Annotated in this window: 21 protein-coding genes and 1 tRNA gene; 9 read left to right on the top strand and 13 right to left on the bottom strand. The window is 64.8% G+C overall.

The genetic code is table 11. The features are described from left to right. Nucleotides 1-12 precede the first annotated feature (12 nt). The 4 genes from ACVWW3_RS28905 to ACVWW3_RS28890 are packed head-to-tail and all read left to right on the top strand — an operon-like array spanning nucleotide 13 to nucleotide 3,272. Entirely contained in the window at nucleotides 13-1,857 is a 1,845-nt protein-coding gene (locus tag ACVWW3_RS28905) for a DNA polymerase III subunit gamma/tau (RefSeq protein ID WP_456647858.1), read from the top strand. 26 nt (nucleotides 1,858-1,883) lie between these two features. Further along, nucleotides 1,884-2,204, top strand: a complete 321-nt coding sequence (locus ACVWW3_RS28900) for a YbaB/EbfC family nucleoid-associated protein (RefSeq protein ID WP_247445347.1) — start codon at nucleotides 1,884-1,886, stop codon at nucleotides 2,202-2,204. A gap of 1 nt (nucleotide 2,205) precedes the next feature. Next, complete coding sequence (recR, locus tag ACVWW3_RS28895) at nucleotides 2,206-2,808, top strand: recombination mediator RecR (RefSeq protein WP_247445346.1); 603 nt, start codon at nucleotides 2,206-2,208, stop codon at nucleotides 2,806-2,808. Nucleotides 2,809-2,834: 26 nt separating this feature from the next. Then, entirely contained in the window at nucleotides 2,835-3,272 is a 438-nt protein-coding gene (locus ACVWW3_RS28890) for a hypothetical protein (protein ID WP_456672220.1), read from the top strand. Nucleotides 3,273-3,386: 114 nt separating this feature from the next. Here the strand turns inward: ACVWW3_RS28890 and ACVWW3_RS28885 are convergent, their stop codons facing one another. The 3 genes from ACVWW3_RS28885 to ACVWW3_RS28875 all read right to left on the bottom strand — a co-directional run bounded on the left by ACVWW3_RS28885 (nucleotide 3,387) and on the right by ACVWW3_RS28875 (nucleotide 6,415). Further along, entirely contained in the window at nucleotides 3,387-4,748 is a 1,362-nt protein-coding gene (locus tag ACVWW3_RS28885) for an AmpG family muropeptide MFS transporter (RefSeq protein ID WP_456647859.1), read from the bottom strand. 86 nt (nucleotides 4,749-4,834) lie between these two features. Next, the gene (locus ACVWW3_RS28880; RefSeq protein ID WP_247351443.1) at nucleotides 4,835-5,137 is read right to left on the bottom strand and encodes a GIY-YIG nuclease family protein; all 303 of its coding nucleotides are present in this window, start codon (nucleotides 5,135-5,137) and stop codon (nucleotides 4,835-4,837) included. Between the two features lie 78 nt (nucleotides 5,138-5,215). Next, entirely contained in the window at nucleotides 5,216-6,415 is a 1,200-nt protein-coding gene (locus ACVWW3_RS28875) for a DNA recombination protein RmuC (RefSeq protein WP_456647860.1), read from the bottom strand. 171 nt (nucleotides 6,416-6,586) lie between these two features. Between ACVWW3_RS28875 and def the strand changes: the two genes are divergently transcribed. The 3 genes from def (at nucleotide 6,587) to truA (ending at nucleotide 9,107) form a co-directional block, all read left to right on the top strand. Beyond that, nucleotides 6,587-7,111, top strand: coding sequence for a peptide deformylase (def, locus tag ACVWW3_RS28870; RefSeq protein ID WP_247351440.1), 525 nt, complete (start codon nucleotides 6,587-6,589; stop codon nucleotides 7,109-7,111). A 202-nt stretch (nucleotides 7,112-7,313) separates the two neighbouring features. Then, complete coding sequence (gene fmt, locus ACVWW3_RS28865) at nucleotides 7,314-8,249, top strand: methionyl-tRNA formyltransferase (RefSeq protein WP_456647861.1); 936 nt, start codon at nucleotides 7,314-7,316, stop codon at nucleotides 8,247-8,249. A gap of 120 nt (nucleotides 8,250-8,369) precedes the next feature. Then, nucleotides 8,370-9,107 carry a tRNA pseudouridine(38-40) synthase TruA gene (gene truA, locus ACVWW3_RS28860; protein WP_456649725.1) on the top strand — a complete coding sequence of 246 codons (738 nt, stop codon included), beginning with the start codon at nucleotides 8,370-8,372 and terminating at the stop codon, nucleotides 9,105-9,107. Between the two features lie 60 nt (nucleotides 9,108-9,167). Here truA and dapE read toward each other — a convergent pair whose 3' ends face one another. From dapE to rpmH, 10 genes are all read right to left on the bottom strand, one after another. Beyond that, nucleotides 9,168-10,334, bottom strand: coding sequence for a succinyl-diaminopimelate desuccinylase (gene dapE, locus ACVWW3_RS28855; protein WP_456647862.1), 1,167 nt, complete (start codon nucleotides 10,332-10,334; stop codon nucleotides 9,168-9,170). Between the two features lie 276 nt (nucleotides 10,335-10,610). Beyond that, nucleotides 10,611-11,456, bottom strand: a complete 846-nt coding sequence (gene dapD / locus ACVWW3_RS28850) for a 2,3,4,5-tetrahydropyridine-2,6-dicarboxylate N-succinyltransferase (protein ID WP_247445339.1) — start codon at nucleotides 11,454-11,456, stop codon at nucleotides 10,611-10,613. 204 nt (nucleotides 11,457-11,660) lie between these two features. After that, the gene (locus ACVWW3_RS28845) at nucleotides 11,661-12,356 is read right to left on the bottom strand and encodes a pyrimidine 5'-nucleotidase (protein WP_354051172.1); all 696 of its coding nucleotides are present in this window, start codon (nucleotides 12,354-12,356) and stop codon (nucleotides 11,661-11,663) included. 14 nt (nucleotides 12,357-12,370) lie between these two features. Then, nucleotides 12,371-13,357: a DUF1036 domain-containing protein gene (locus ACVWW3_RS28840; RefSeq protein WP_354104542.1), complete on the bottom strand. Its 987-nt coding sequence runs from the start codon at nucleotides 13,355-13,357 to the stop codon at nucleotides 12,371-12,373. Between the two features lie 80 nt (nucleotides 13,358-13,437). Continuing rightward, nucleotides 13,438-14,325, bottom strand: a complete 888-nt coding sequence (gene argB / locus ACVWW3_RS28835; RefSeq protein WP_247445337.1) for an acetylglutamate kinase — start codon at nucleotides 14,323-14,325, stop codon at nucleotides 13,438-13,440. 90 nt (nucleotides 14,326-14,415) lie between these two features. Beyond that, nucleotides 14,416-14,781, bottom strand: a complete 366-nt coding sequence (locus ACVWW3_RS28830) for a DUF423 domain-containing protein (protein WP_247445336.1) — start codon at nucleotides 14,779-14,781, stop codon at nucleotides 14,416-14,418. Continuing rightward, nucleotides 14,781-15,434 carry a ribosome biogenesis GTP-binding protein YihA/YsxC gene (yihA, locus tag ACVWW3_RS28825; RefSeq protein ID WP_247351423.1) on the bottom strand — a complete coding sequence of 218 codons (654 nt, stop codon included), beginning with the start codon at nucleotides 15,432-15,434 and terminating at the stop codon, nucleotides 14,781-14,783. The genes ACVWW3_RS28830 and yihA overlap by 1 nt, the downstream gene beginning before the upstream one ends. A 114-nt stretch (nucleotides 15,435-15,548) precedes the next feature. Then, nucleotides 15,549-17,420 carry a membrane protein insertase YidC gene (yidC, locus tag ACVWW3_RS28820; RefSeq protein WP_247445469.1) on the bottom strand — a complete coding sequence of 624 codons (1,872 nt, stop codon included), beginning with the start codon at nucleotides 17,418-17,420 and terminating at the stop codon, nucleotides 15,549-15,551. Nucleotides 17,421-17,431: 11 nt separating this feature from the next. Next, nucleotides 17,432-17,848 carry a ribonuclease P protein component gene (rnpA, locus tag ACVWW3_RS28815; RefSeq protein WP_247445335.1) on the bottom strand — a complete coding sequence of 139 codons (417 nt, stop codon included), beginning with the start codon at nucleotides 17,846-17,848 and terminating at the stop codon, nucleotides 17,432-17,434. Between the two features lie 27 nt (nucleotides 17,849-17,875). After that, nucleotides 17,876-18,010 carry a 50S ribosomal protein L34 gene (gene rpmH / locus ACVWW3_RS28810; protein WP_008542748.1) on the bottom strand — a complete coding sequence of 45 codons (135 nt, stop codon included), beginning with the start codon at nucleotides 18,008-18,010 and terminating at the stop codon, nucleotides 17,876-17,878. A gap of 348 nt (nucleotides 18,011-18,358) precedes the next feature. On the opposite strand from rpmH, the gene ACVWW3_RS28805 reads away from it, so the two are divergent. Beyond that, nucleotides 18,359-19,858, top strand: a complete 1,500-nt coding sequence (locus ACVWW3_RS28805) for an ATP-binding protein (protein WP_247445334.1) — start codon at nucleotides 18,359-18,361, stop codon at nucleotides 19,856-19,858. A 164-nt stretch (nucleotides 19,859-20,022) separates the two neighbouring features. Continuing rightward, nucleotides 20,023-20,099: transfer RNA gene (locus tag ACVWW3_RS28800), tRNA-Arg, on the top strand. Nucleotides 20,100-20,291: the final 192 nt, after the last annotated feature.

Here is a 20,291-nt window from a genome sequence, read left to right as displayed (position 1 = left end):
GCGGATCGACCGATGACCGACGCCGGCGCCCCTCCCAATTCCGATAGCGCCAGCCAGGCCGGCTTTGCCCTCGGCGCCCAGCCGGGAACGCCCTACCGGGTGCTGGCGCGGAAATACCGCCCTTCCTCGTTCGACGATCTGATCGGCCAGGAGGCTGTGGTCCGCACCGTCTCCAATGCGTTCGAGACCGGCCGCATTCCGCAGGCCTGGATCCTCACCGGCGTTCGCGGGGTCGGCAAGACCACCACCGCGCGCATTCTTGCCCGTGCGCTCAACTACGAGATGCCGGATAGCTCGGTGAAGGGCCCGACGGTCCACATGCCGACGCTCGGCGTGCATTGCCAGGCGATCATGGAAAGCCGGCACATGGACGTGCTGGAGATGGACGCGGCTTCGCATACCGGCGTCGACGACGTCCGCCAGATCAATGACAGCGTGCGCTACGCACCGGCCAGCGCCCGCTACAAGGTCTACATCATCGACGAAGTCCACATGCTGTCGACGGCGGCGTTCAACGCCTTCCTGAAGACGCTGGAGGAACCGCCGGAGCACGCCAAATTCGTGTTCGCCACGACGGAGATCCGCAAGGTTCCGGTCACGGTGCTGTCGCGCTGCCAGCGTTTCGACCTGCGCCGGGTCGAGGCCGACGTGCTGATGAAGCATCTCGCCAACATCGCGGCCAAGGAAAACGTCGAGATCGAGCCGGAGGCGCTCGGAATCATCGCGCGCGCAGCGGAAGGCTCGGTGCGCGATTCGCTCTCGCTGCTCGATCAGGCGATCGCGCATGCAGCAGGCACCGTGAAGGCCGATGCTATCAGGCAGATGCTGGGGCTCGCCGACCGCACCCGCGTCATCGACCTTTTTGACTCTCTGGCGCGTGGCGACATCGCCAGCGCCTTCAGGGAGTTCCGCGATCAATACGACGTCGGCGCCGATCCGATCGTCGTGCTCTCGGATCTCGCCGAGTTCGTCAATTTCGTCACCCGCGTGAAGATCGTGCCGGCGACCGCCGACAACGTCGCCTATGGCGAGACCGAGCGCGTGCGCGCGCGGGATTTCGCCTCGAAGATCTCGATGCGCGTGCTGTCGCGGATGTGGCAGATGCTGCTCAGGGGCATCACCGAGGTGCAGGCCGCGACGCGGCCCGCGGCAGCCGCCGAGATGGTGCTGGTGCGCATCGCCTATGTCGCCGACCTGCCGACGCCGGACGAGGCGCTCAAGATGCTGGAGCAGGGCGGAGGCGGTTCGCCGGTCGTGAGCGGTGGCGGTGCCGCGCGTAGCGCGCCGGCCGCGCCGGTTGCGTCCGCTGCGCCCGTTCGCATGCCGAATTCGTCTCCGTCGTCGTTTGGCGGCGGCGGTGGGGCCCGTCCGCAGATGGCAGCGCCCGCTTCTGACCCGCAAGGCGCGACGCCCGCGCTGCGCGTCACGAGCTTCACCCAGCTCGTCGCGCTCGCCGGCCAGAGGCGCGACCTCATGATCAAGGGCGCGCTCGAAGGCGACATGCGTCTCGTCCGTTTCGAGGAGGGCCGGCTGGAAGTCGCGCTCGAGCCCAACGCCTCCAAGACCATGATTTCCGACCTCGCGCGAAAATTCGAGCTGTGGACCGGGCGCCGCTGGACCGTGATCGTCTCCAACGAGCAAGGCCAGCCGACGCTGCGCTCGGTGAACCACGCGGCCAAGCAGGAACATGCGCGCACCGCTGAGGCCGATCCGCGCGTGCGGGAGGTGCTGTCGCGTTTTCCGGGTGCGAAGGTCGTCGAAGTCCGCAGGCTTGCCCCCGAGGCGCCGGCATCCGATATTAACGCCGACTATGGCAGTGACGATCCGCCCGACGGTTCCGACGGCGACGATCTCTAGAGCCTAGCTTTCCAAGGACAGCACCGATGGTCGATATTTTCGGCATGATGAAGCAGGCGCAGCAGCTGCAATCCAAGATGCAGGAGATGCAGGACCAACTCGCCAACGTCGAGGTCGAGGGCATTTCCGGCGGCGGTCTCGTCGCCGTGCGCATGACCGCGAAGATGGACGTCAAGGGCGTCAGGATCGATCCCTCGCTGATGAAGGTCGAAGAGCGCGAGGTGCTCGAGGATCTGCTCGTCACCGCGTTCGGTGACGCCCGCCGCAAGGCGGAGGCCGCCATGCAGGAGAAGATGCAGGCGCTCACGGGCGGGCTCAGCCTGCCGCCGGGGATGCTCGGCCAATAGTATGGGCGCTGTTGCGGGTCCTGAAATCGAGCGGCTGGTCCAGCTTCTCGCGCGGCTGCCGGGCCTCGGTCCGCGCTCGGCGCGGCGTGCGGCGCTGCATCTGATCAAGAAGCGCGAAGCGCTGATGATGCCGCTGTCCTCGGCCATGCAGGTCGCGCTCGACAAGGTCCAGGTCTGCAAGACCTGCGGCAACATCGACACGCAAAGTCCCTGCACGGTCTGCCTCGATCCGAAGCGCGATCCCTCGATCATCGTCGTCGTCGCCGACGTTGCCGATCTCTGGGCGCTGGAGCGGGCCAATGCCACTCAAGGGCGCTACCATGTGCTGGGCGCGACGTTGTCGCCGCTCGACGGTGTCGGCCCGCAGGACCTCACCATCGAGGCGCTGGTGGCGCGCGCGCATGACACGCAGGTGCATGAAGTCATTCTGGCGCTGAATGCCACCGTCGACGGCCAGACCACGGCGCATTACATCACCGACCTGCTTCAGGACGCCAACGTAAAAGTAACCCGGCTCGCCCATGGTGTGCCGGTCGGCGGCGAGCTTGATTATCTCGATGAAGGTACGCTATCGGCCGCGATGCGGCAGCGCACCTTGTTCTAGCCATCCAGACTTACGGAACGAACGACATGACGAAACTTTTCGCCACACGATGGGCTTTGGTCGCAACGACGATGATGCTGGGGACACCGGCCATCTCCGCGCAGCAGGACGACGGGGCTCCGCCGCCGGCGAAGCCCGGCAAGCTGATCAATGCCGGCGAGGTGCTCTCGGGCGAGCTGAACACGATGAAAGTGCGCGACGTCAAGAACGTCGGCAAGCGGGTCGCGACCTACCAGATCACCACCGAACCGCGCCGGCTGCCGCCGCCGAGCGGGCTGTGCAATCTCGAGACCGGGCCCGAAACCTTCCAGCTCGTTCCCAGCGGCGACGCGCAGGCCGCACAGCTGAAGACGTTCGCCGGCAAGGAGATCTCGGTCAAGGTCGACGAAATCGCCTGCGCCAGCGATCCCGGCCAGATGAGCGAAGCCGTGATCACGAAGTGGAGTTTGATCAAGAAGCAGTAGGGGCCTCCGTCGTCATTGCGAGGAGCACTTGCGACGAAGCAATCCAGACTGTCTTCGCGGCGGCAGTCTGGATTGCTTCGCTTCGCTCGCAATGACGAACGTGAGAGAGCCGACCTAAACCCTTATCGGGCCCAGCGCGTCAAAGTGCCCGCGCTTCTGCAGCCAGACCAACAGCACCAGGCTCGGGATCGCCACCAGCATGCAGATCACGAAGAACATCGGCCAGCCGGTCGTATCCGCCACGAAGCCGGCGCCTGATGAGAGATAGGTCCGCCCCACCGCGGCAAGCGCGGTGAGCAGTGCATATTGCGTCGCTGTGTGCAGCGGGTTTTGGCAGAGTGCCGAAAGATAGGCGACGAAGATCACGGTGCCGATGGCGCTGGTGAAATTCTCAGCTGTGATGGCAAAGGCGAGCGCCCATTGGCTGGTGCCGACCAAGGCCAGCCAGGCGAAGGAGAGGTTCGCGAGCGCCTGCACCACGCCGCCGATCCAAAGGCTGGTTGCAAGCGAATAGCGCCGCGCGACGAAGCCGCCGGCAAAGCCGCCGATCAGCGTCGCCGCGAGGCCGACGCCCTTCACGATCGCCGCATAGTCGTTGCGGGAGAAGCCGAGGTCGATCACGAACGGCGCGGTCATCGTTCCGGAGAAGGCGTCGGTGAACTTGAACAGCACGACGAAGGCGAGCGCGGCGAGCGCGTCCTTCCGCGTCAGGAATTCCGAGAAGGCGCCGATCGCCGCGCGCAGCACGCGTGCGAACGCGGTCTCCGTTTGCGTCGCGGCTTCCGCCCGCACCGACTGCTCGGGCTCGGTCGCGACCAGTGCGGTGATCGTCCCGATCAGCACCATTCCCGCCATCACCACATAGCCCCACATCCAGGCCGATGTGCGGGTGATGCCGGTGCTCTCGAAACCCGAAACGATGAACAGCGCACCGGCGGTCGAGACCAGCATGCCGATGCGATAGGCCGCGACATAGGACGCCATGCCGGCGGCCTGCTCGCTCTCCGGCAGGCTCTCGACGCGGAAGGCGTCGACCACGATGTCCTGCGTCGACGAGGTCGTCGCCACCAGCAATGCGCCGAGCGCGACGAAGAACGGCGAGCGCGCGGGGTCGGTCAGCGCCAGCAGCAGGATCGCGACGATCAGCAGCGATTGCGAGAACAGCAGCCAGCCGCGCCGCCGCCCGAACGCGCGCGTGAACAGCGGCACGTGCAGCGCGTCCACCAGCGGCGCCCACAGGAATTTCAGCGTGTAGGGCGTGCCGACCAGCGCAAACAACCCGATGGTTTTGAGATCGACGCCAGATTCCCGCATCCACACCAGCAGCGTCGAGCCCGACAGCGCCAGCGGCAGCCCGGACGAGAAGCCGAGGAACAGCACGATCAGCACCCGCGGTTGCAGGTAAACGGCAAGGCTGTCACGCCAGGAGGAGGGCGCGTCAGCGGTGGCGGAAGAGGTCGCGTCGGGTGCGGTCATGGGGTGGTGTTAGCAGATTCTGGCGGCCACAAGCGAGGTGTCGTCGCCCGGCTTGACCGGGCGATCCAGTATTCCAGAGGCAGGGGTTATGGGGGACCTGCTATCTCCGGATAAAGATCATTCCAGTCCGGATTGTCTTTCTCGATCAGCGCGATCTTCCATGCTCGCTTCCATTTCTTGAGTCGCTTCTCGCGCCTGATCGCGTTCTCGGGATCATCGAACTGCTCGAAGTAGACGAGCCTGACGACGTCGTACTGCTCTGTGAAGCTCTCAATCAGCTTTGATTTGTGTTCCGCTACCCGGCGGATGAGATCATTGGTCACGCCGATATAGAGGGTGCCGCCGATCTTGCTAGCGAGTATGTAGACGTAGTAGCTGCGCGTTCCCATTTGGCGTCTCTGGAATACTGGGTCGCCCGGTCAAGCCGGACGACGACAGCCGAGATTGTGGCGGCAGCCTCGAACAGGTCACTCCCCCGCCTGGAGCTTCCTTGGGAACAGCTCCGGCGCACCGGTCGCCACCAGATGCGGGCCTTCGGGTGCGTCGGTCTTGCTGAAATCGAGCTCCTCGATCCGCCCCGCGCGCTTCTCGATCTTGTCGGCGGAGATCAGCACCTGCCGCACGTCCTCGTTCGCGTCGGCAAAGTGCTTCTGCAATTTCACCACGCGATCCCTGAGGCGGCCGAGGTCGTCGCCGAGCTTGATCACTTCGGTGCGGATCTGGTCGGCGGCATCGCGCATGCGCGCGTCCTTCATGATCTGCTGCATCACCTGGATCGCCAGCATCAGCAGCGATGGTGACACCAGCACGACGCGGGCGCGATAGGCCTTCTGGATCACGTCGTCGAAGCCGTCATGGATCTCGGCGTAGACCGATTCCGACGGCACGAACATCAACGCCATTTCCTGGGTCTCGCCGGCGACGAGGTATTTCTCGGCGATGTCGCTGACATGCTTCATCACGTCGCTGCGCAGCCGCTGCGTGGCGACGCGCCGTTCCTCGTCGGTGCGGGCATCGTGCAGCGCAGTCATCGCTTCCAGCGGGAATTTCGCGTCGATGCAGAGCGGACGCTGGTCGGGCAGGAACACGACGCAGTCGGGCCGCTTGCCGGTCGAGAGCGTGAACTGGAACTCGTAGGCCCCCTTCGGCAGACCGTCCTGGACGATCGCCTCCATCCGCGCCTGACCGAAGGCGCCGCGCGACTGCTTGTTGGCGAGCACGTCGCGCAAGGATGTCACCTGCGTGGTAAGGTCGGTGAGGTTCTTGTGCGCGCTGTCGATGATGCCGAGCCGCTCGTGCAGGGCGCGCAGGCTATCCATGGTGTTGCGCGTGGTGTTTTCCATCGATTGGCCGACGCGGTGGGTCACCGAATCCAGCCGTTCGTTGACCGCGCGCGCCATGTCGGCCTGGCGGCCGGCGAGCGTCTGGGTCATGGCATCGACCCGGCCCGAAGCCTCGCCCTGGGCGTGCAGCACTTGGCTCAGGCGCTCCTCGAGCTCGTCGGCGCGGATGGCGTTGGCGATCGCAAGTTCCGCGCCGCGCCGTCCAGAGCGCGCGATCACGACGGCGATCACCACCATCAGGATGAGGACGAGCGCGCCGAAGCCGATCAGCGCGTCCACGGTGCGCACCGGCCAGTCGCCGAGCATGAAAATGATCTCGTTCATGCCCCTGCTTCTAGCCGATTCGCTGCGCGGCACGAACGAATAGCGAACATTTATGGTAAATGCCCCGTTAATTTTTACGGTTAACGAAACCTGAAGTTTTATGGTTAGCGGAGGGTTAACGGGGTTCCGGGCCGGATTGACCGCATCGGGCGCGCGGCTTAAATCGCGGCCATGGCCCTCAGAGAAATCATCATCCTGCCCGACAAGCAGCTGCGTCTGGTCTCCAAGCCGATCGAGAAGGTCACGCCGGAGATCCGCAAGCTTGCCGACGACATGTTCGAGACTATGTACGACGCGCCCGGCATCGGGCTTGCGGCGATCCAGATCGCGCAGCCGTTGCGGCTGATCACCATGGACCTTGCCAAGCCCGACCAGGACGGCGAGACCAAGCCCGAGCCGCGGGTCTTCATCAATCCGGAAATCATCGCCTCCTCCGAGGAGCTGTCGGTCTACGAGGAAGGCTGCCTGTCGATCCCCGAATATTACGAGGAGGTCGAACGTCCCGCGAAGGTGCGGGTGCGCTTCACCGATCTCGACGGCAAGGTGCACGAGGAGGACGCCGCAGGCATCTACGCCACCTGCATCCAGCACGAGATCGACCATCTCAACGGCGTGCTGTTCGTCGATTACCTGTCAAAACTCAAGCGCGACCGCGTGATCAAGAAGTTCGAGAAGGCCGCCAAGCGCGCGGAGTGAGGTTTAGTGCTGCCTCGTACTCCCCTGCACTCCCTCCCCCCTTGTGGGGGAGGGCTAGGGAGAGGGGTAGCCCAGGCGGAAGTCTGTCCATGATCCGAATCAAATGCGTGCGCGAAAGCTCAAACCGAGAGAGCGCGTCGTGTGGCACCCCTCTCCCTAGCCCTCCCCCACAAGGGGGGAGGGAACGTACCGAGTGCTTGTCATGCCCCTCCGCCTGATCTTCATGGGCACGCCCGATTTCTCCGTGCCGACGCTGCTCGAGCTCGTCGCGCATGGCCACGACATCGCGGCCGTGTATACGCGCGCGCCGAAGCCCGGCGGCCGGCGCGGCCTGCAATTGCAGCCGACCCCGGTGGAAGAGGCAGCACGGAAACTTGGCGTTCCCGTGCTGACGCCGAAGACGTTGAAAACCGAGGGGGCGCTGGCAGAATTTCGTGCCTTCGACGCCGATGCGGCCGTCGTCGTCGCCTATGGCATGATCCTGCCGCAGACGATTCTCGATGCGCCAAAGCTCGGCTGCTACAATCTGCATGCTTCGCTGTTGCCACGCTGGCGCGGTGCTGCTCCCATCAACCGCGCGATCATGGCCGGCGATGTCGAGAGCGGCGTGATGGTCATGAAGATGGATGTCGGCCTCGACACCGGCGACGTCGCCATGGCCGAGCGCCTTGCAATCACTGACACCATGACTGCGGTCGATCTGCACGACCGCCTGTCCCGGCTCGGCGCCGATCTGATGGTGCGCGCCATGGCCGCGCTCGCCCGCGGCGGGCTTCAGCTCAAGCAGCAGAGCGAGGACGGCGCCACCTATGCGGCCAAGATCGACAAGGCCGAAGCGCGGATCGACTGGACCAGGCCGGCGCGCGAGGTGCTGCGCCACATCCACGGCTTGTCGCCGTTCCCCGGCGCCTGGGCCGAGCTCACCGGGGTGAGCGAGAACGCGCGCGTAAAAATCCTGCGCTGTGAATTGGCGAAGGGTTCGGGTAGGCCGGGCGAGGTGCTCGACGATCACCTCACCATTGCCTGCGGCGATGGCGCAATCCGCCTTATCGAGCTCCAGCGCGAAGGCAAGGCGCGCATGCAGGCCGCGGACTTCCTGCGCGGCGTGCCGCTGAAGACCGGCGCCAAATTCACCTGACGCTGTCATACCCCGCGAAGGCGGGGTATCCAGTACGCCGAGGCTTCTCGGTCGAACGGATAGGCTGCGGAGTACTGGATCGCCCGGTCGAGCCGGACGATGACAGCGAAACTGGACAAGATGCCACGCTACAAGCTCACCATCGAATATGACGGCGCGCCGTTCTTCGGCTGGCAGGTGCAGGAGACGCTGCCGTCGGTGCAGGGTGCGCTGGAGGCTGCCGTCAAGGCGATGACCGGAGCCGATGCGCGCGTGCACGGCGCCGGGCGCACCGATGCCGGCGTGCATGCGCGAGGCCAGGTCGCGCATGTCGATATCGACAAGCAGTTTCCGCAGGGCCGTTTTCGCGACGGCTTGAATGCGCATCTGCGCCCGCATCCGGTCGCGGTGCTCGAGGCGGAGATAGTGCCTGATACCTTCGAGGCGCGCTTCTCGGCCGTGAAGCGTCACTACCGCTACCGCATCGTCAACACCCGCGCCAATCTCGCGCTCGATGTCGGCCACGCCTGGCGCGTGCCGCGCCGGCTCGATGCCGATGCGATGCACGCGGCGGCGCAGCGCCTGCTCGGCAAGCACGATTTCACGACGTTTCGCGACACCGAGTGCCAGGCCAAATCGCCGGAGAAGACGCTCGACCAGCTTGACGTAGAGCGCGACGGCCGCGAACTGACGGTGATCACCTCGGCGCGCTCATTCCTGCACAGCCAGGTGCGCTCGATGGTGGGGTCGCTGATGTGGGTCGGCGAGGGACGCTGGACCGCCGACGATCTCTCCGCAGCACTCGCCGCGCGCAACCGCGCCGCCTGCGGCATCGTCGCCCCGCCGGACGGGCTGTATCTGATGAAGGTGGATTACTGAGAGGAGGGCGTTTGCTGTCTCCCCGGGCATGACGGCGGAGTGAGTAGCTGGCAGCAGAGCCTACCCAAAATACCTTGCCAAAATCCCGCGATACACCTGCGTGAGCTTCTCCAGATCAACCACTGGCACGCGTTCGTCGACCTGGTGCATGGTCTGGCCGACCAGGCCGAACTCGATCACCGGGCAATAGCTGGAGATGAAGCGCGCATCCGAGGTGCCGCCCGAGGTCGACAGCTCCGGCTTGCGGCCCGTCACGTCCTCGATCGCGGACACCGCGAGTTCGGTGAACGGGCCGGGCTTGGTTACGAACACGTTCGAGTTCGAGGGATCCCAGACGATGCGGGCGCGAATGCGGTTGCCGCAGGCCTTTGTCAGCCGCGTCTCGACCAGCTCGCGCAGGCTCGCCTGGCTATGGTTGTCGTTGTAGCGGATGTTGAATTTTGCGCGGGCCTGGCCGGGGATGACGTTGCTGGCGGTGTTGCCGACGTCGACCGAGGTGAATTCGAGGTTGGAGGCCTGGAACTGCGCGCTGCCATGGTCGAGCGGCTCGTCGGAGATCGCGACGATCAATCGCGAAATGTCCGGCACCGGATTCGCGGCGCGGTGCGGATAGGCGACATGGCCCTGCATGCCGTCGACGTAAAGCGTGCCGGATTGCGAGCCGCGGCGGCCGACCTTGATGGTGTCGCCGAGCGTCTCGACATTGGAGGGCTCGCCAAGCACGCAATGATCGAATTTCTCGCCGCGCTCGGCCGCCCACTTCAACAGCTTGATGGTGCCGTTGATGGAGACGTCTTCCTCGTCGCCGGTGATCAGGAACGAGATCGAGCCCTTTCCGTCTGCGCGCGGCTTATCGTCGTTCGCGGCGAGATGCTCCAGCACGGCTGCCACCGAGCAGGCGATGCCGCCCTTCATGTCGACCGCGCCGCGGCCGTGCAGAAAGCCGTCCTTCACCTCGCCGGAGAATGCGCCGACGCTCCATGCGCTCTCGTCGCCCGGCGGCACCACGTCGGTGTGGCCAGCGAAGGTGATGTGCGGCCCGTCAGTGCCGATCCGCGCATAGAGATTGTCGACGTCGGCCGTGCCGGGCTCGCTGAAGGTGACGCGGTGGCACGTGAAGCCGGCTGCGGTGAGAGCTTTTTCGAGCACGCCCAGCGCACCGGCATCGGCCGGAGTTACCGAGGGGCAGCGGATGAGATCGCGGGCAATCGAGAGAGCATCGGTCATGCGCCCCGCTTAACATGCATGCCGCCGGGCGGGCTAGCGCTCGGCGGGACAAATTCGATCTCGCCCTGCTGGTCCCAGCCCTTTGCAGGAGCAGAGGCGGTCGTCGAAGCGGAAGAGCTACCAGGTCCAGTCCATGCCAAAGGCTCCGGGCGGGAGAGGTCGCCCGGATGTTGGTGCCGATGGAAGGAAGGAGGGTTCGATGCAGCCAGCAGCCGGGCCGTCGCCCTTCGAGGGCCGCTGAAGGAGCGGCCGCCTCACGGTGACGGTGAGGGAGATTTAATCCCGCAGCAGCTCGTTGATGCTGGTCTTCGAGCGTGTGCGCTCGTCGACGCGCTTGACGATGACGGCGCAGGCGGTGCTCGGGCCGATCTGGCCGTTCTTCATGGGCTTGCCGGGCAGCGCGCCGGGAACGACGACCGAATATTCCGGCACCTCGCCGATGAAAATCTCGCCGGTCTCGCGGTCGACGATCTTGGTCGAGGCGCCCAGGAACACACCCATCGACAGCACCGCGCCCTTGCGCACGATCACGCCCTCGGCGACTTCGCTGCGCGCGCCGATGAAGCAATCGTCCTCGATGATGACGGGTTCGGCCTGCAGCGGCTCGAGCACACCGCCGATGCCGACGCCGCCGGAGATGTGCACGCGCTTGCCGATCTGCGCGCAGGAGCCGACGGTCGACCAGGTGTCGATCATGGTCGACTCATCGACATAGGCGCCGAGATTGACGAAGGACGGCATCAACACGACGTTGCGGGCGATGAAGGCCGAGCGGCGCACGATCGAGCCGGGGACGGCGCGGAAACCGGCGTCGCGAAAGCGGTTCTCGCCCCAGCCGTCGAACTTCGAGGGCACCTTGTCCCACCAGGTCGCCTTGCCGGGGCCGCCGGGAATGGCACCCATGTCGTTGAGGCGGAACGAGAGCAGCACGGCCTTCTTCAGCCACTGATTGACCTTCCACTTGCCGTCGGCCCCGCGCTCGGCAACGCGGGCCTCGCCCTTGTCCAGAATCTCCAGCGCCTGATCCACGGCCTCGCGCACCTCGCCCCTGGTCGAGGTCGAGACGTCGTCGCGCGCCTCGAAGGCGCCGTTGATGGTGGATTCGAGGGCTTGGAGGGACATCGGCATTTCCTCTAGGGAATGGGAATTTTGATGGATTGGGGCGCTTTTTCGGGATTTGGGGGACGGAGTCAAGCTTGGTTCGCTGTCATCACCGGCCTTGCGCGCAATTGCGCGCTGGAGCGGGTGATCCAGTACGCCGCGGCGGTCGTGATGAATCGAAACGGCGGCGATGACCGGATACCCGCCTTCGCCGGGTATGACGGCTCACCTGGGATGAGACAACCTGCCTAAAAACCCCGCCAGATCATCCGTGACGTGGTCGACATGGGCGGCGTCCCGGCCTTCCAGCTCCCAGTCCTCGCGCACCACTTCCCTGGTGCCGTCAGGCACCACCAGCACCGTCGTCATGCCGAGCTCGTGCGGGACGGTGAGGTTGCGGGCGAGGTCCTCGAACATGGCCGACCGCATCGGGTCGACCGAATGGTCCAAGAGAAATTTCCGGTAGGTCTGCGGCGCCGGCTTCGGCTCGAATTCGGCCGCGATGATGTCGAACACGCCATCGAAATGCGCAGCAAAGCCCAGCCGCGCCAGCACCGCATCGACATGGTCGACCGAGCCGTTGGTCAGGATCAGCTTTCGTCCCGACAGTTTTGCGATGGCTTCGCCCAGCGCCGGGTTCGGCTCCAGCGGCGAGTGGTCGATCTTGTGGACGTAGGCAAGATAGTCGTCGGCGCGTACGCCGTGCAGGGTCATCATGCCGCGCATCGTGGTGCCGAAGCGCTGGTAATAATCCTTCTGGATCTTGCGCGCTTCCACCGGCGTCAGGTTCAGCCAGTTGCAAACAAACTCGGTGATCCGCGCATCGACCTGCTGCCACAGATTGACGTGGTGCGGATACAGCGTGTTGTCGAGGTCGAACACCCAGGTGTCGATATGGGCGAAGGCGCGGGGTGGGGTCATTACAGCTTTCTCAATCACGGCATCGCAAACCGCAGCGTCTTGCCGCCGCTTGACATGTCCACCGCGCCGAAACCCGTCGCCGCGAAACCGCGTGCGCCGCAATCGGTCTGCTCGTGGGTCTCGAACTTGGTTTCGCGCGTGCAAAGTTGCTTGTCGCCGCCCCAGTTCAGCGGCTTGTCCTTCAGCTTGACGACGCGGTTGTCGGCGTCGATGGCCTCGGCGAAGCTGAAGATCTGCCTGGGCTGGCCGGCCACGTCAGGGTGCAGGCAGGTCTTGGGATCGATGCGATACCAGCCGCGGCTCGTCACCGACTTGCCGTCGTCGGTGGCGACCGCCGCCATCACCTTGTGCGGGGTGTCGTTGCACCAGGTGAGGCCGGTCGGAGACGGCGTCTGCACCGCATCGACCATGGTCTTGAAGAGGTTCGGCGACGACACGATGTCCGACGACAATCCGCGACTCTTCAGAAATGCGGCCAGCGCGCCTTGCGTCTTCGGCCCGTCGACGCCATCGATCGGCGCGGCATCGTAGCCTGCAATCACCAAAAGCCGCTGGATGGCGGCAAGGCGGGCCTGCTCGTCGTCATATTCGGAATCCTCCGCGAGATAGGCGACGAGATTGCCGTCCGCGCCTTGCGTCGGCGTGATCTGGGTGAAGGCGGCCTGGGTCTGGCCGCTGCGGCACTGCCGCGCGGCCGCAATGACGAAATTGTCCTGCGCGACGCACAGCGTGTCGCTGCCGTTCTGGGGGATCGGGGATGCGCCGTAGACGCCGAGCGCGCGGGCGTTGAGCAGGATGCGGTCGGCGGAGAGCGTGCCCTGCACCACCACGCGACAGGTTGCGGGATCGATCCTGAACCAGCCGCGCGTGGCGGTCGCCGCCTTGTCGTCGATGCCGATCGCGGCCTCGACGACGTAGGACATGCGGTTGCAGATCTTGAGGTCGGCGAAGGCCGGCGCGGAGGAGAAGACAAACGAGATGGCTGCGGCAGGGAGCGTCATCAGGAAGCGCGTGAGAGTGGAGCGGCGCGGCCGCTGAACTCTCCGCCCGGCCATGACGGCGTCTCTCGGTTTCTCATCTCTCACTTGTGGATCAGCGTTCCCGTGCCCGTGTTGGTGAAGAGTTCGAGCAGCACCGCGTGCTGCATCTTGCCGTCGATGATGACGACGCCCTCGACACCCTGTTCGAGCGCGTAGATGCAGGTCTCGACCTTCGGGATCATGCCGCCGGAAATGGTGCCGTCGGCGATCAGCTTTCGCGCGTCCTTGACCGAGAGCTGCGGGATCAGCTTCTTCGACTTGTCGAGCACGCCGGGCACGTCGGTGAGCAGCAGCAGCCGCTTTGCCTTCAGCGCGCCGGCCACGGCGCCTGCAAAAGTGTCGGCGTTGACGTTCAGCGTCTGGCCCTCTTTCGAGGTCGCGAGCGGTGCCAGCACCGGGATCAACTCGTAGCCGATCAGCTGGTTGAGCAGCGTGAGGTCGACTTTCTCGGGGTCGCCGACGAAGCCGAGATCGACCGCCTTCTCGATGTGCGAGTCCGGATCGATGATGGTGCGTGTCGTCTTCGACGCCTTCACCATGTTGGCGTCCTTGCCTGACAGGCCCACGGCCTTGCCGCCGGCTTCGTTGATGTAGCCGACGATCTGCTTGTTGACGGAGCCGGCCAACACCATCTCGACGATCTCGATCGTCGCGGCATCAGTGATGCGCAGGCCGGCGGCGAATTCCGAGGCGATGCCGAGCCGCTTGAGCATGGTCGCGATCTGCGGGCCGCCGCCATGCACCACCACCGGATTGATCGCGGTCTGCTCGAGCAGCACGATGTCGCGGGCAAAATTCTTCGCGGCCTCCTCGTCGCCCATGGCATGGCCGCCATACTTGATGACGATGGTTTCCTCGTCATACTGCTGCATGTGCGGCAGCGCTTCGGACAGGATGCGGGCCTGGTCGAGCGGTGAGATTTCGGTCATGAGGCGGATCTCGCTGGCGGGATACTCGGGCCGCGTTCTATCTGATTGGCGGGCGAGGCGCAAAGTGGTCTTCGTGCCCCGACGCAGCCGCTACGGACCGCGCTTCACCACCACCGCCGCGAGCGTCACCACCAGCCAGCTCAAAATCATCACCGTTCCACCCGTCGGCGCCGCATATGGAAACAGCGAATGGCCGGCATATTGCCGCAAGGTGAGGTCGCCCGCGAACAACGCGGCGCCGAGTACGAAACCGAACGCAGCAATGAGGCCAATTCCGCCGTGCAGAAGGCGGTGCGCGAGCAGGGCTGTGGCCGCAAGTACGGCAGTTGCATGAAACAGCAGCATGGCGCTCGCCGAAGCAAGCCGGCTCGCATCGCCACCGTGGGCGGCGGCGGCGGCCAGCGCGACGCCGGCGGCGCCCATCAAACCGGCAAGCCCGATCAACAGGCGCGCCATCACTTGGTCCGCTCCTCCAGCAGCTTCGCCATCGCGGCGCGCAGCTCGGCCATGCCGGATCCGGAGCGGGACGAGGTCGTCAGCACATCCGGAAACGCGGCGGGATGTTTGGCGAGCGCAACGCCGGTCTCGGCAATCCGCTCAGTGAGCTCGGCGGCCTTCACCTGGTCTGCCTTGGTCAGCACGATCTGGTAACTGACCGCGGAGCGGTCGAGCGTCTTCAGGACTTCGTGGTCGACCTCCTTGAGGCCATGCCGCGCGTCGATCAACACGTAGACGCGCGCGAGCGAGGCACGGCCGAGCAGGAATTTGTGGATCAGCTCGGTCCAGGACGCGACCTGGCTCTTCGGCGCCTTGGCATAGCCATAGCCGGGCATGTCGACGAGGCGGAGCTCGGTCTTGCCGGGGACCTCGAAGAAGATCAGCTCCTGGGTGCGGCCCGGCGTATGCGAGGTGCGCGCGAGCGCGTTGCGGCCGGTCAGCGCGTTGATCAGGCTCGACTTGCCGACATTGGAGCGTCCGGCAAAGGCGATCTCCAGCCCCGCCATCGGCGGCAGCGTTTCAATCGAGGGCGAGGCCCAGATGAACTGCCAGTCGCGGGCAAACAGCTTTCGCCCGACCTCGATCAGCTTCGCATCTTTGTCGTCATTCATGCGAAAGCTTTCGGTTGTTACCGTGTCATTGCGAGCGAAGCGAAGCAATCCAGGGTGCCTCCGGGGAAACGGTCTGGATTGCTTCGGAGCTTCGCTCCTCGCAATGACGGAGAGCTACGTCGCCTTCTTCGCGAACGTCGCCTTGAGATTGTCGAACAGCTCTACCTTCACGCCGTTGCGGCGCATGATGAAGCTCTGCTGGAGCACTGAGAGCGTGTTGTTCCAGGCCCAGTAGATCACGAGACCCGCCGGGAAGCCCGCCAGCATGAAGGTGAAGATCAGCGGCATCCAGTTGAAGATCAGCTGCTGGGTCGGATCCGGCGGCGTCGGGTTCAGCTTCATCTGGAACCACATCGTGATGCCCATGATGATCGGCCAGATGCCGAGCGCGAGGTAGTGGCCGAACAGCGGCAGCGTGGTCGGATCGAACGGGATCAGGCCGAACAGCGTGAACAGATTGGTCGGATCCGGCGCGGACAGGTCCTTGATCCAGCCGAAGAACGGCGCGTGCCGCATCTCGATGGTGACGAACAGCACCTTGTAGAGCGAGAAGAACACCGGGATCTGGATCACCACGGGAAGACAGCCGGCGACCGGGTTGATCTTCTCCTTGCGGTAGATCTCCATCATCTCCTGCTGCTGCTTCACCTTGTCGTCGGGGTAGCGCTCCTTGAGCGCCTGAAGCTGCGGCTGGACCGACTTCATCTTCGCCATCGAGGCGTAGGACTTGTTCGCCAGCGGGAAGAACAAGAACTTCACGATCACGGTCACGAGCAGGATCGAGATGCCGAAATTGCCGAAGAAGCGGTAGAAGAAGTCGAGGCCGAGGAACATCGGCTTGGTGATGAAGTAGAACCAGCCCCAGTCGATCAAGAGATCGAAATGGTTGAGGCCGAGCTCCTTGTTGTAGCCGCCGAGGCCGGCGAACGGAAACACGCCGACGACGCCGGCTTCCTTGGCGCCGGCGAACAGCCGCGCGTTCGTCGTCGTCGTGCCGCCGATCGGGACGGTCTGCTCGCTTTGCAGATAGTCGGTCTGGTATCGGATCTGGGTGCCGGGTTCGGCGACAAAACGGGCCTTGAGCGTTGCCGACGTGTCGGGAAGGAGCGCAGACGCCCAATATTTGTCGGTAATACCGAGCCAGGCATTGGTGACGTTGTTGAATTCGAACCCGTGTCCGCCGTTGCCGATCGCGGGTGCTTCGCCGACAGCCTTATAGGCCTTCTCCTGCAAGCCCTGCTCGCCCAAATAACCGATCAGGCCTTCATGCAGGATGTAGTAGCCCGAGACGTGCGGCGTGCCGTGGCGCGAGATCAGCGCGAAGGGATAGAGCTTGACCGGCGCGTTGCCGACATTGGTCACCTCGTCCTTGATGCTGAAGAGGTAGTGGTCGTCGATCGTGACGGTGCGGCGGAAGGTGAGGCCTTCGCCATTGTCGTATTTCAGCATGACCGGCGTGGACGGCGTCAGGCTGTTGGTGCCCTCCTGCTGCCAATCGGTGGTCCGGTCGGGCACCTTTATGCCGCCTGTCCCGGCCACCCAGCCAAATTCTGCGTAATAGGGCTCTGCAGTGCCCGACGGCGAATAGAGGATGATCGGCGGCGACTTCGGGTCGACCGTTTCGCGATACTGCACCAGCGCGAGATCGTCGATGCGCGCGCCCTTCAAGGCAATGCTGCCAGTCAAGCGGGGTGTATCGATCTTGACGCGGGGGGAGGCGGCAATCGCCGCCTCGCGGCTGACGATCGGCTGGCCCGGCTGATTGGCAGTCTGGGGAGCGGAGGGCGTGCCTGCGGTGCCGGGCTGCGGCGTGGCGCCCGGCGTCCCGGAAGCCGTCGGCTGCGGCGTGGTCTTCTGCAGCTCGGCCTGCGTCTGTTGCTGGGCGCGCTGCTTCTCCATCGCCGGCATGTTGTAGAAATATTGCCAGGCGATCAGCACGAGGCCCGACAGAATGACGGCGAGGATGGTATTGCGGTTGTCGGTCATCATTCTCGTCATCAATCCGGTTTGCGGCTGGTCGCAGGAGCGGGGCCGGGCTTTAAGCCGTCGGTTCTTTGGCCGTCGGTTTTTGGGCCGCGTCCCTTGTGCGTATGCCGCGCGGGCTTCGCGAACGCTATGCGCAGATCGTCGAGCATGGTGGCGAAGCCGCGCGAGAGCGCGTCCCTTCGGCCGACCAGCACATAATCATGATGGGGCTGTATCGACACCGGATCGAGCCGCTTCACCAGCTCGCGAAGCCGGCGCCGGATGCGATTGCGCTCGGGGGCGTTGCCGTTCTTTTTGGTAACGGTGAAGCCGATCCGGATCGGGCCGCTGTCGTCCCGGCCACGGCTTTGCAGGACGAACGCGGGACTATTCACCCGCGCGCCATTGGCAACGGCGAGGAAATCCGCTCGCTGCCTCAGCCGATCCATGATGAAATCCCAAAAAGGGGGTCCGGCTCAGGCGCTCAGACGCTTGCGGCCGCGAGCGCGGCGTGCGGCGAGAACCTTGCGGCCGCCGGCAGTAGCGAGACGGGCACGGAAGCCGTGACGGCGCTTGCGCACCAGTTTGCTGGGTTGATAAGTCCGCTTCACGGGTTTTTCTCCGCTGACCGGGCAATTTGCCTGTTGAATTGATGATAAAGTCCGGAAGATGCTGCCCAAAACGGGCCCGCTTTCGGCCCCAAGAGAGCCGCTCCCGGCGTTACACCGGGTCATCGCGGACAATTTGGCCGGCTTATATGCGAGCGCCTCCTTTTCGTCAACGCCGCACAAGCGCTCTGATCCGGTGAATATCGCTGTTTGTGCGGGGTTTTTAACCCTTGAGGTAGCGATTAGCGATATCCGCGCTTACATCCCACCTCGGCAGATTAGCGATCTGTAATTTGACCGGCCCCCGGGCGGGTCGCATCCTCCATCAGCCAGGCCAACAGGGGCGAATACGTGGCAGCGACAGACCTCCAGCCGATCCAGGATCAGGATCAGCGGGACCCGCCGGCGACGCAGCCGCGCGGGACGCGCGGGCTTGGGCTATCCGGCAAGCTGTTGCTGCTCACTGTTCCCCTGGTGATGATCGCGGCCGTCCTGCTCTACGTGCCTGCCATCGCCAACTTCTGGGTCAACCGGCTGAACGACCGCGTGGCGGCGGCCAACACGGCGGCGCTGGTACTCGATGCAGCTCCGCTCGGCATGGTTCCCGATTCGCTGTCGCGCCAGATCCTGAAAAGCATCAATGCCCGCGCCGTCGCCATCAAGATGGGCCAGCAGCGCCGTCTGCTCGCCAGCGACAATCTGCCGACCGCCATCGAGCACGACATCGATCTGCGCGACATGACGGCGTGGGAGGCGATCACCGGCTCGTTCCGGATGATGCTGGAGACCGGCAACCAGGCCATCCGGATCGTCGGGCCCGGGGTCGGCAACGCCCAGTTCGTCGAGATCGTGACCGACGAGCTGCCGCTGCGGCAGTCGATGTACCGCTTCTCCCGCAACGTCGTGGTGGTCGCGCTGATCATCGCGGCGCTGACCGCGGGCCTCGTCTATCTCGCGCTCCATTATCTGTTCGTGCGCCCGATGCGGCGGTTGACGGCGAGCCTGGTCGGCTTCCACGAAAACCCCGAGAGCTCGGCGGGGATCATCGTGCCGAGCCAGCGCAGCGACGAAATCGGGGTCGCCGAGCGCGAATTGTCGGACATGCAGCGCGATTTGATGTCGATGCTGCATCAGAAGAGCCGGCTTGCCGCCCTCGGCCTCGCCGTCTCCAAGATCAACCACGATCTGCGCAATTTGCTGGCCTCGGCCCAGCTTTTGTCGGACCAGCTCGCCAGCGTGCCGGATCCGCGGGTGCAGCGCTTTGCGCCAAAGCTCGTGCGTTCGCTCGAGCGCGCCATCGCCTTCTGCCAGTCGACCTTGTCTTACGGCCGCGCCCAGGAGGCCGCGCCCGACCGGCGCATGATCCTGATCGAGCCGGTGGTGCTGGAGGTGCGCGAGACCGCAGGCCTTGCCAGCGATGCCGCGATCGTCTGGGTCGCCGCGATCGAGCGTGGGCTCGCGGTCGACGCCGATCCCGACCAGCTGTTCCGCGTGCTGCTCAACCTCGTCCGCAACGCCGCCCAGGCGCTGGAAAGCCATTCGTCGGCCGAGGGCGGCGCGCAGCAGATCCGGATCACGGGAAAACGCGAAGGCGCCGTCGCCATCCTGGAGGTCTCCGACACCGGCCCCGGCGTGCCCCAGAAGACCCGGGACCACCTGTTCGAGGCGTTCCAGACCTCCGGCCGCCCGGGCGGCAGCGGCCTTGGCCTTGCCATCGCCGCCGAGCTCGTCCGCGCCCATGGCGGCGACATCCATCTGGTCGAAGGCACCCTCGGCGCCACCTTCCGGATCGTCATCCCCGACCGCCCCGTGGAACTCCTCTCCATCCGCAACGAGCGGGCAAGGGCGTAGTCGGCCGGAAGCCCATCGGAAACCGTCGTTGCCCTGCAAAATCTCCCCAATCCGGACCTTGCCAATTCGGGCAAGAGCGGTTAGTCAGAGCGCTCTTTCGCACCCCTGCGGCGTTGTCCGGAGGGTGCATGTAGGCCTTGCCCGCATTGCTGTTCGCGAAAAACGCGCCCGTAGCTCAGCTGGATAGAGCATCAGACTACGAATCTGAGGGTCGGACGTTCGAATCGTTCCGGGCGCGCCATTTGGTACTCATCTCCGAATGCGGTTTGGCCCCGATTGACTGGCCAGCTCGGCTCTCTCCAGCACATCCTTCCTTCCTTTAATGCAGGCTTTCGGAAACGGCTCATGGATCCCTCCGGAGTTTGCGATATCGTGCCGATATAAATCGCATCCGATTAAATCTGGTGCGATCTAAATGCGACGAAAGGATGCA

The sequence above is a fragment of the Bradyrhizobium sp. LM2.9 genome, from assembly GCF_054056555.1.
Note: the sequence above shows the minus strand (reverse complement) of the source record. Positions and strands in the feature narration are given on the sequence as shown.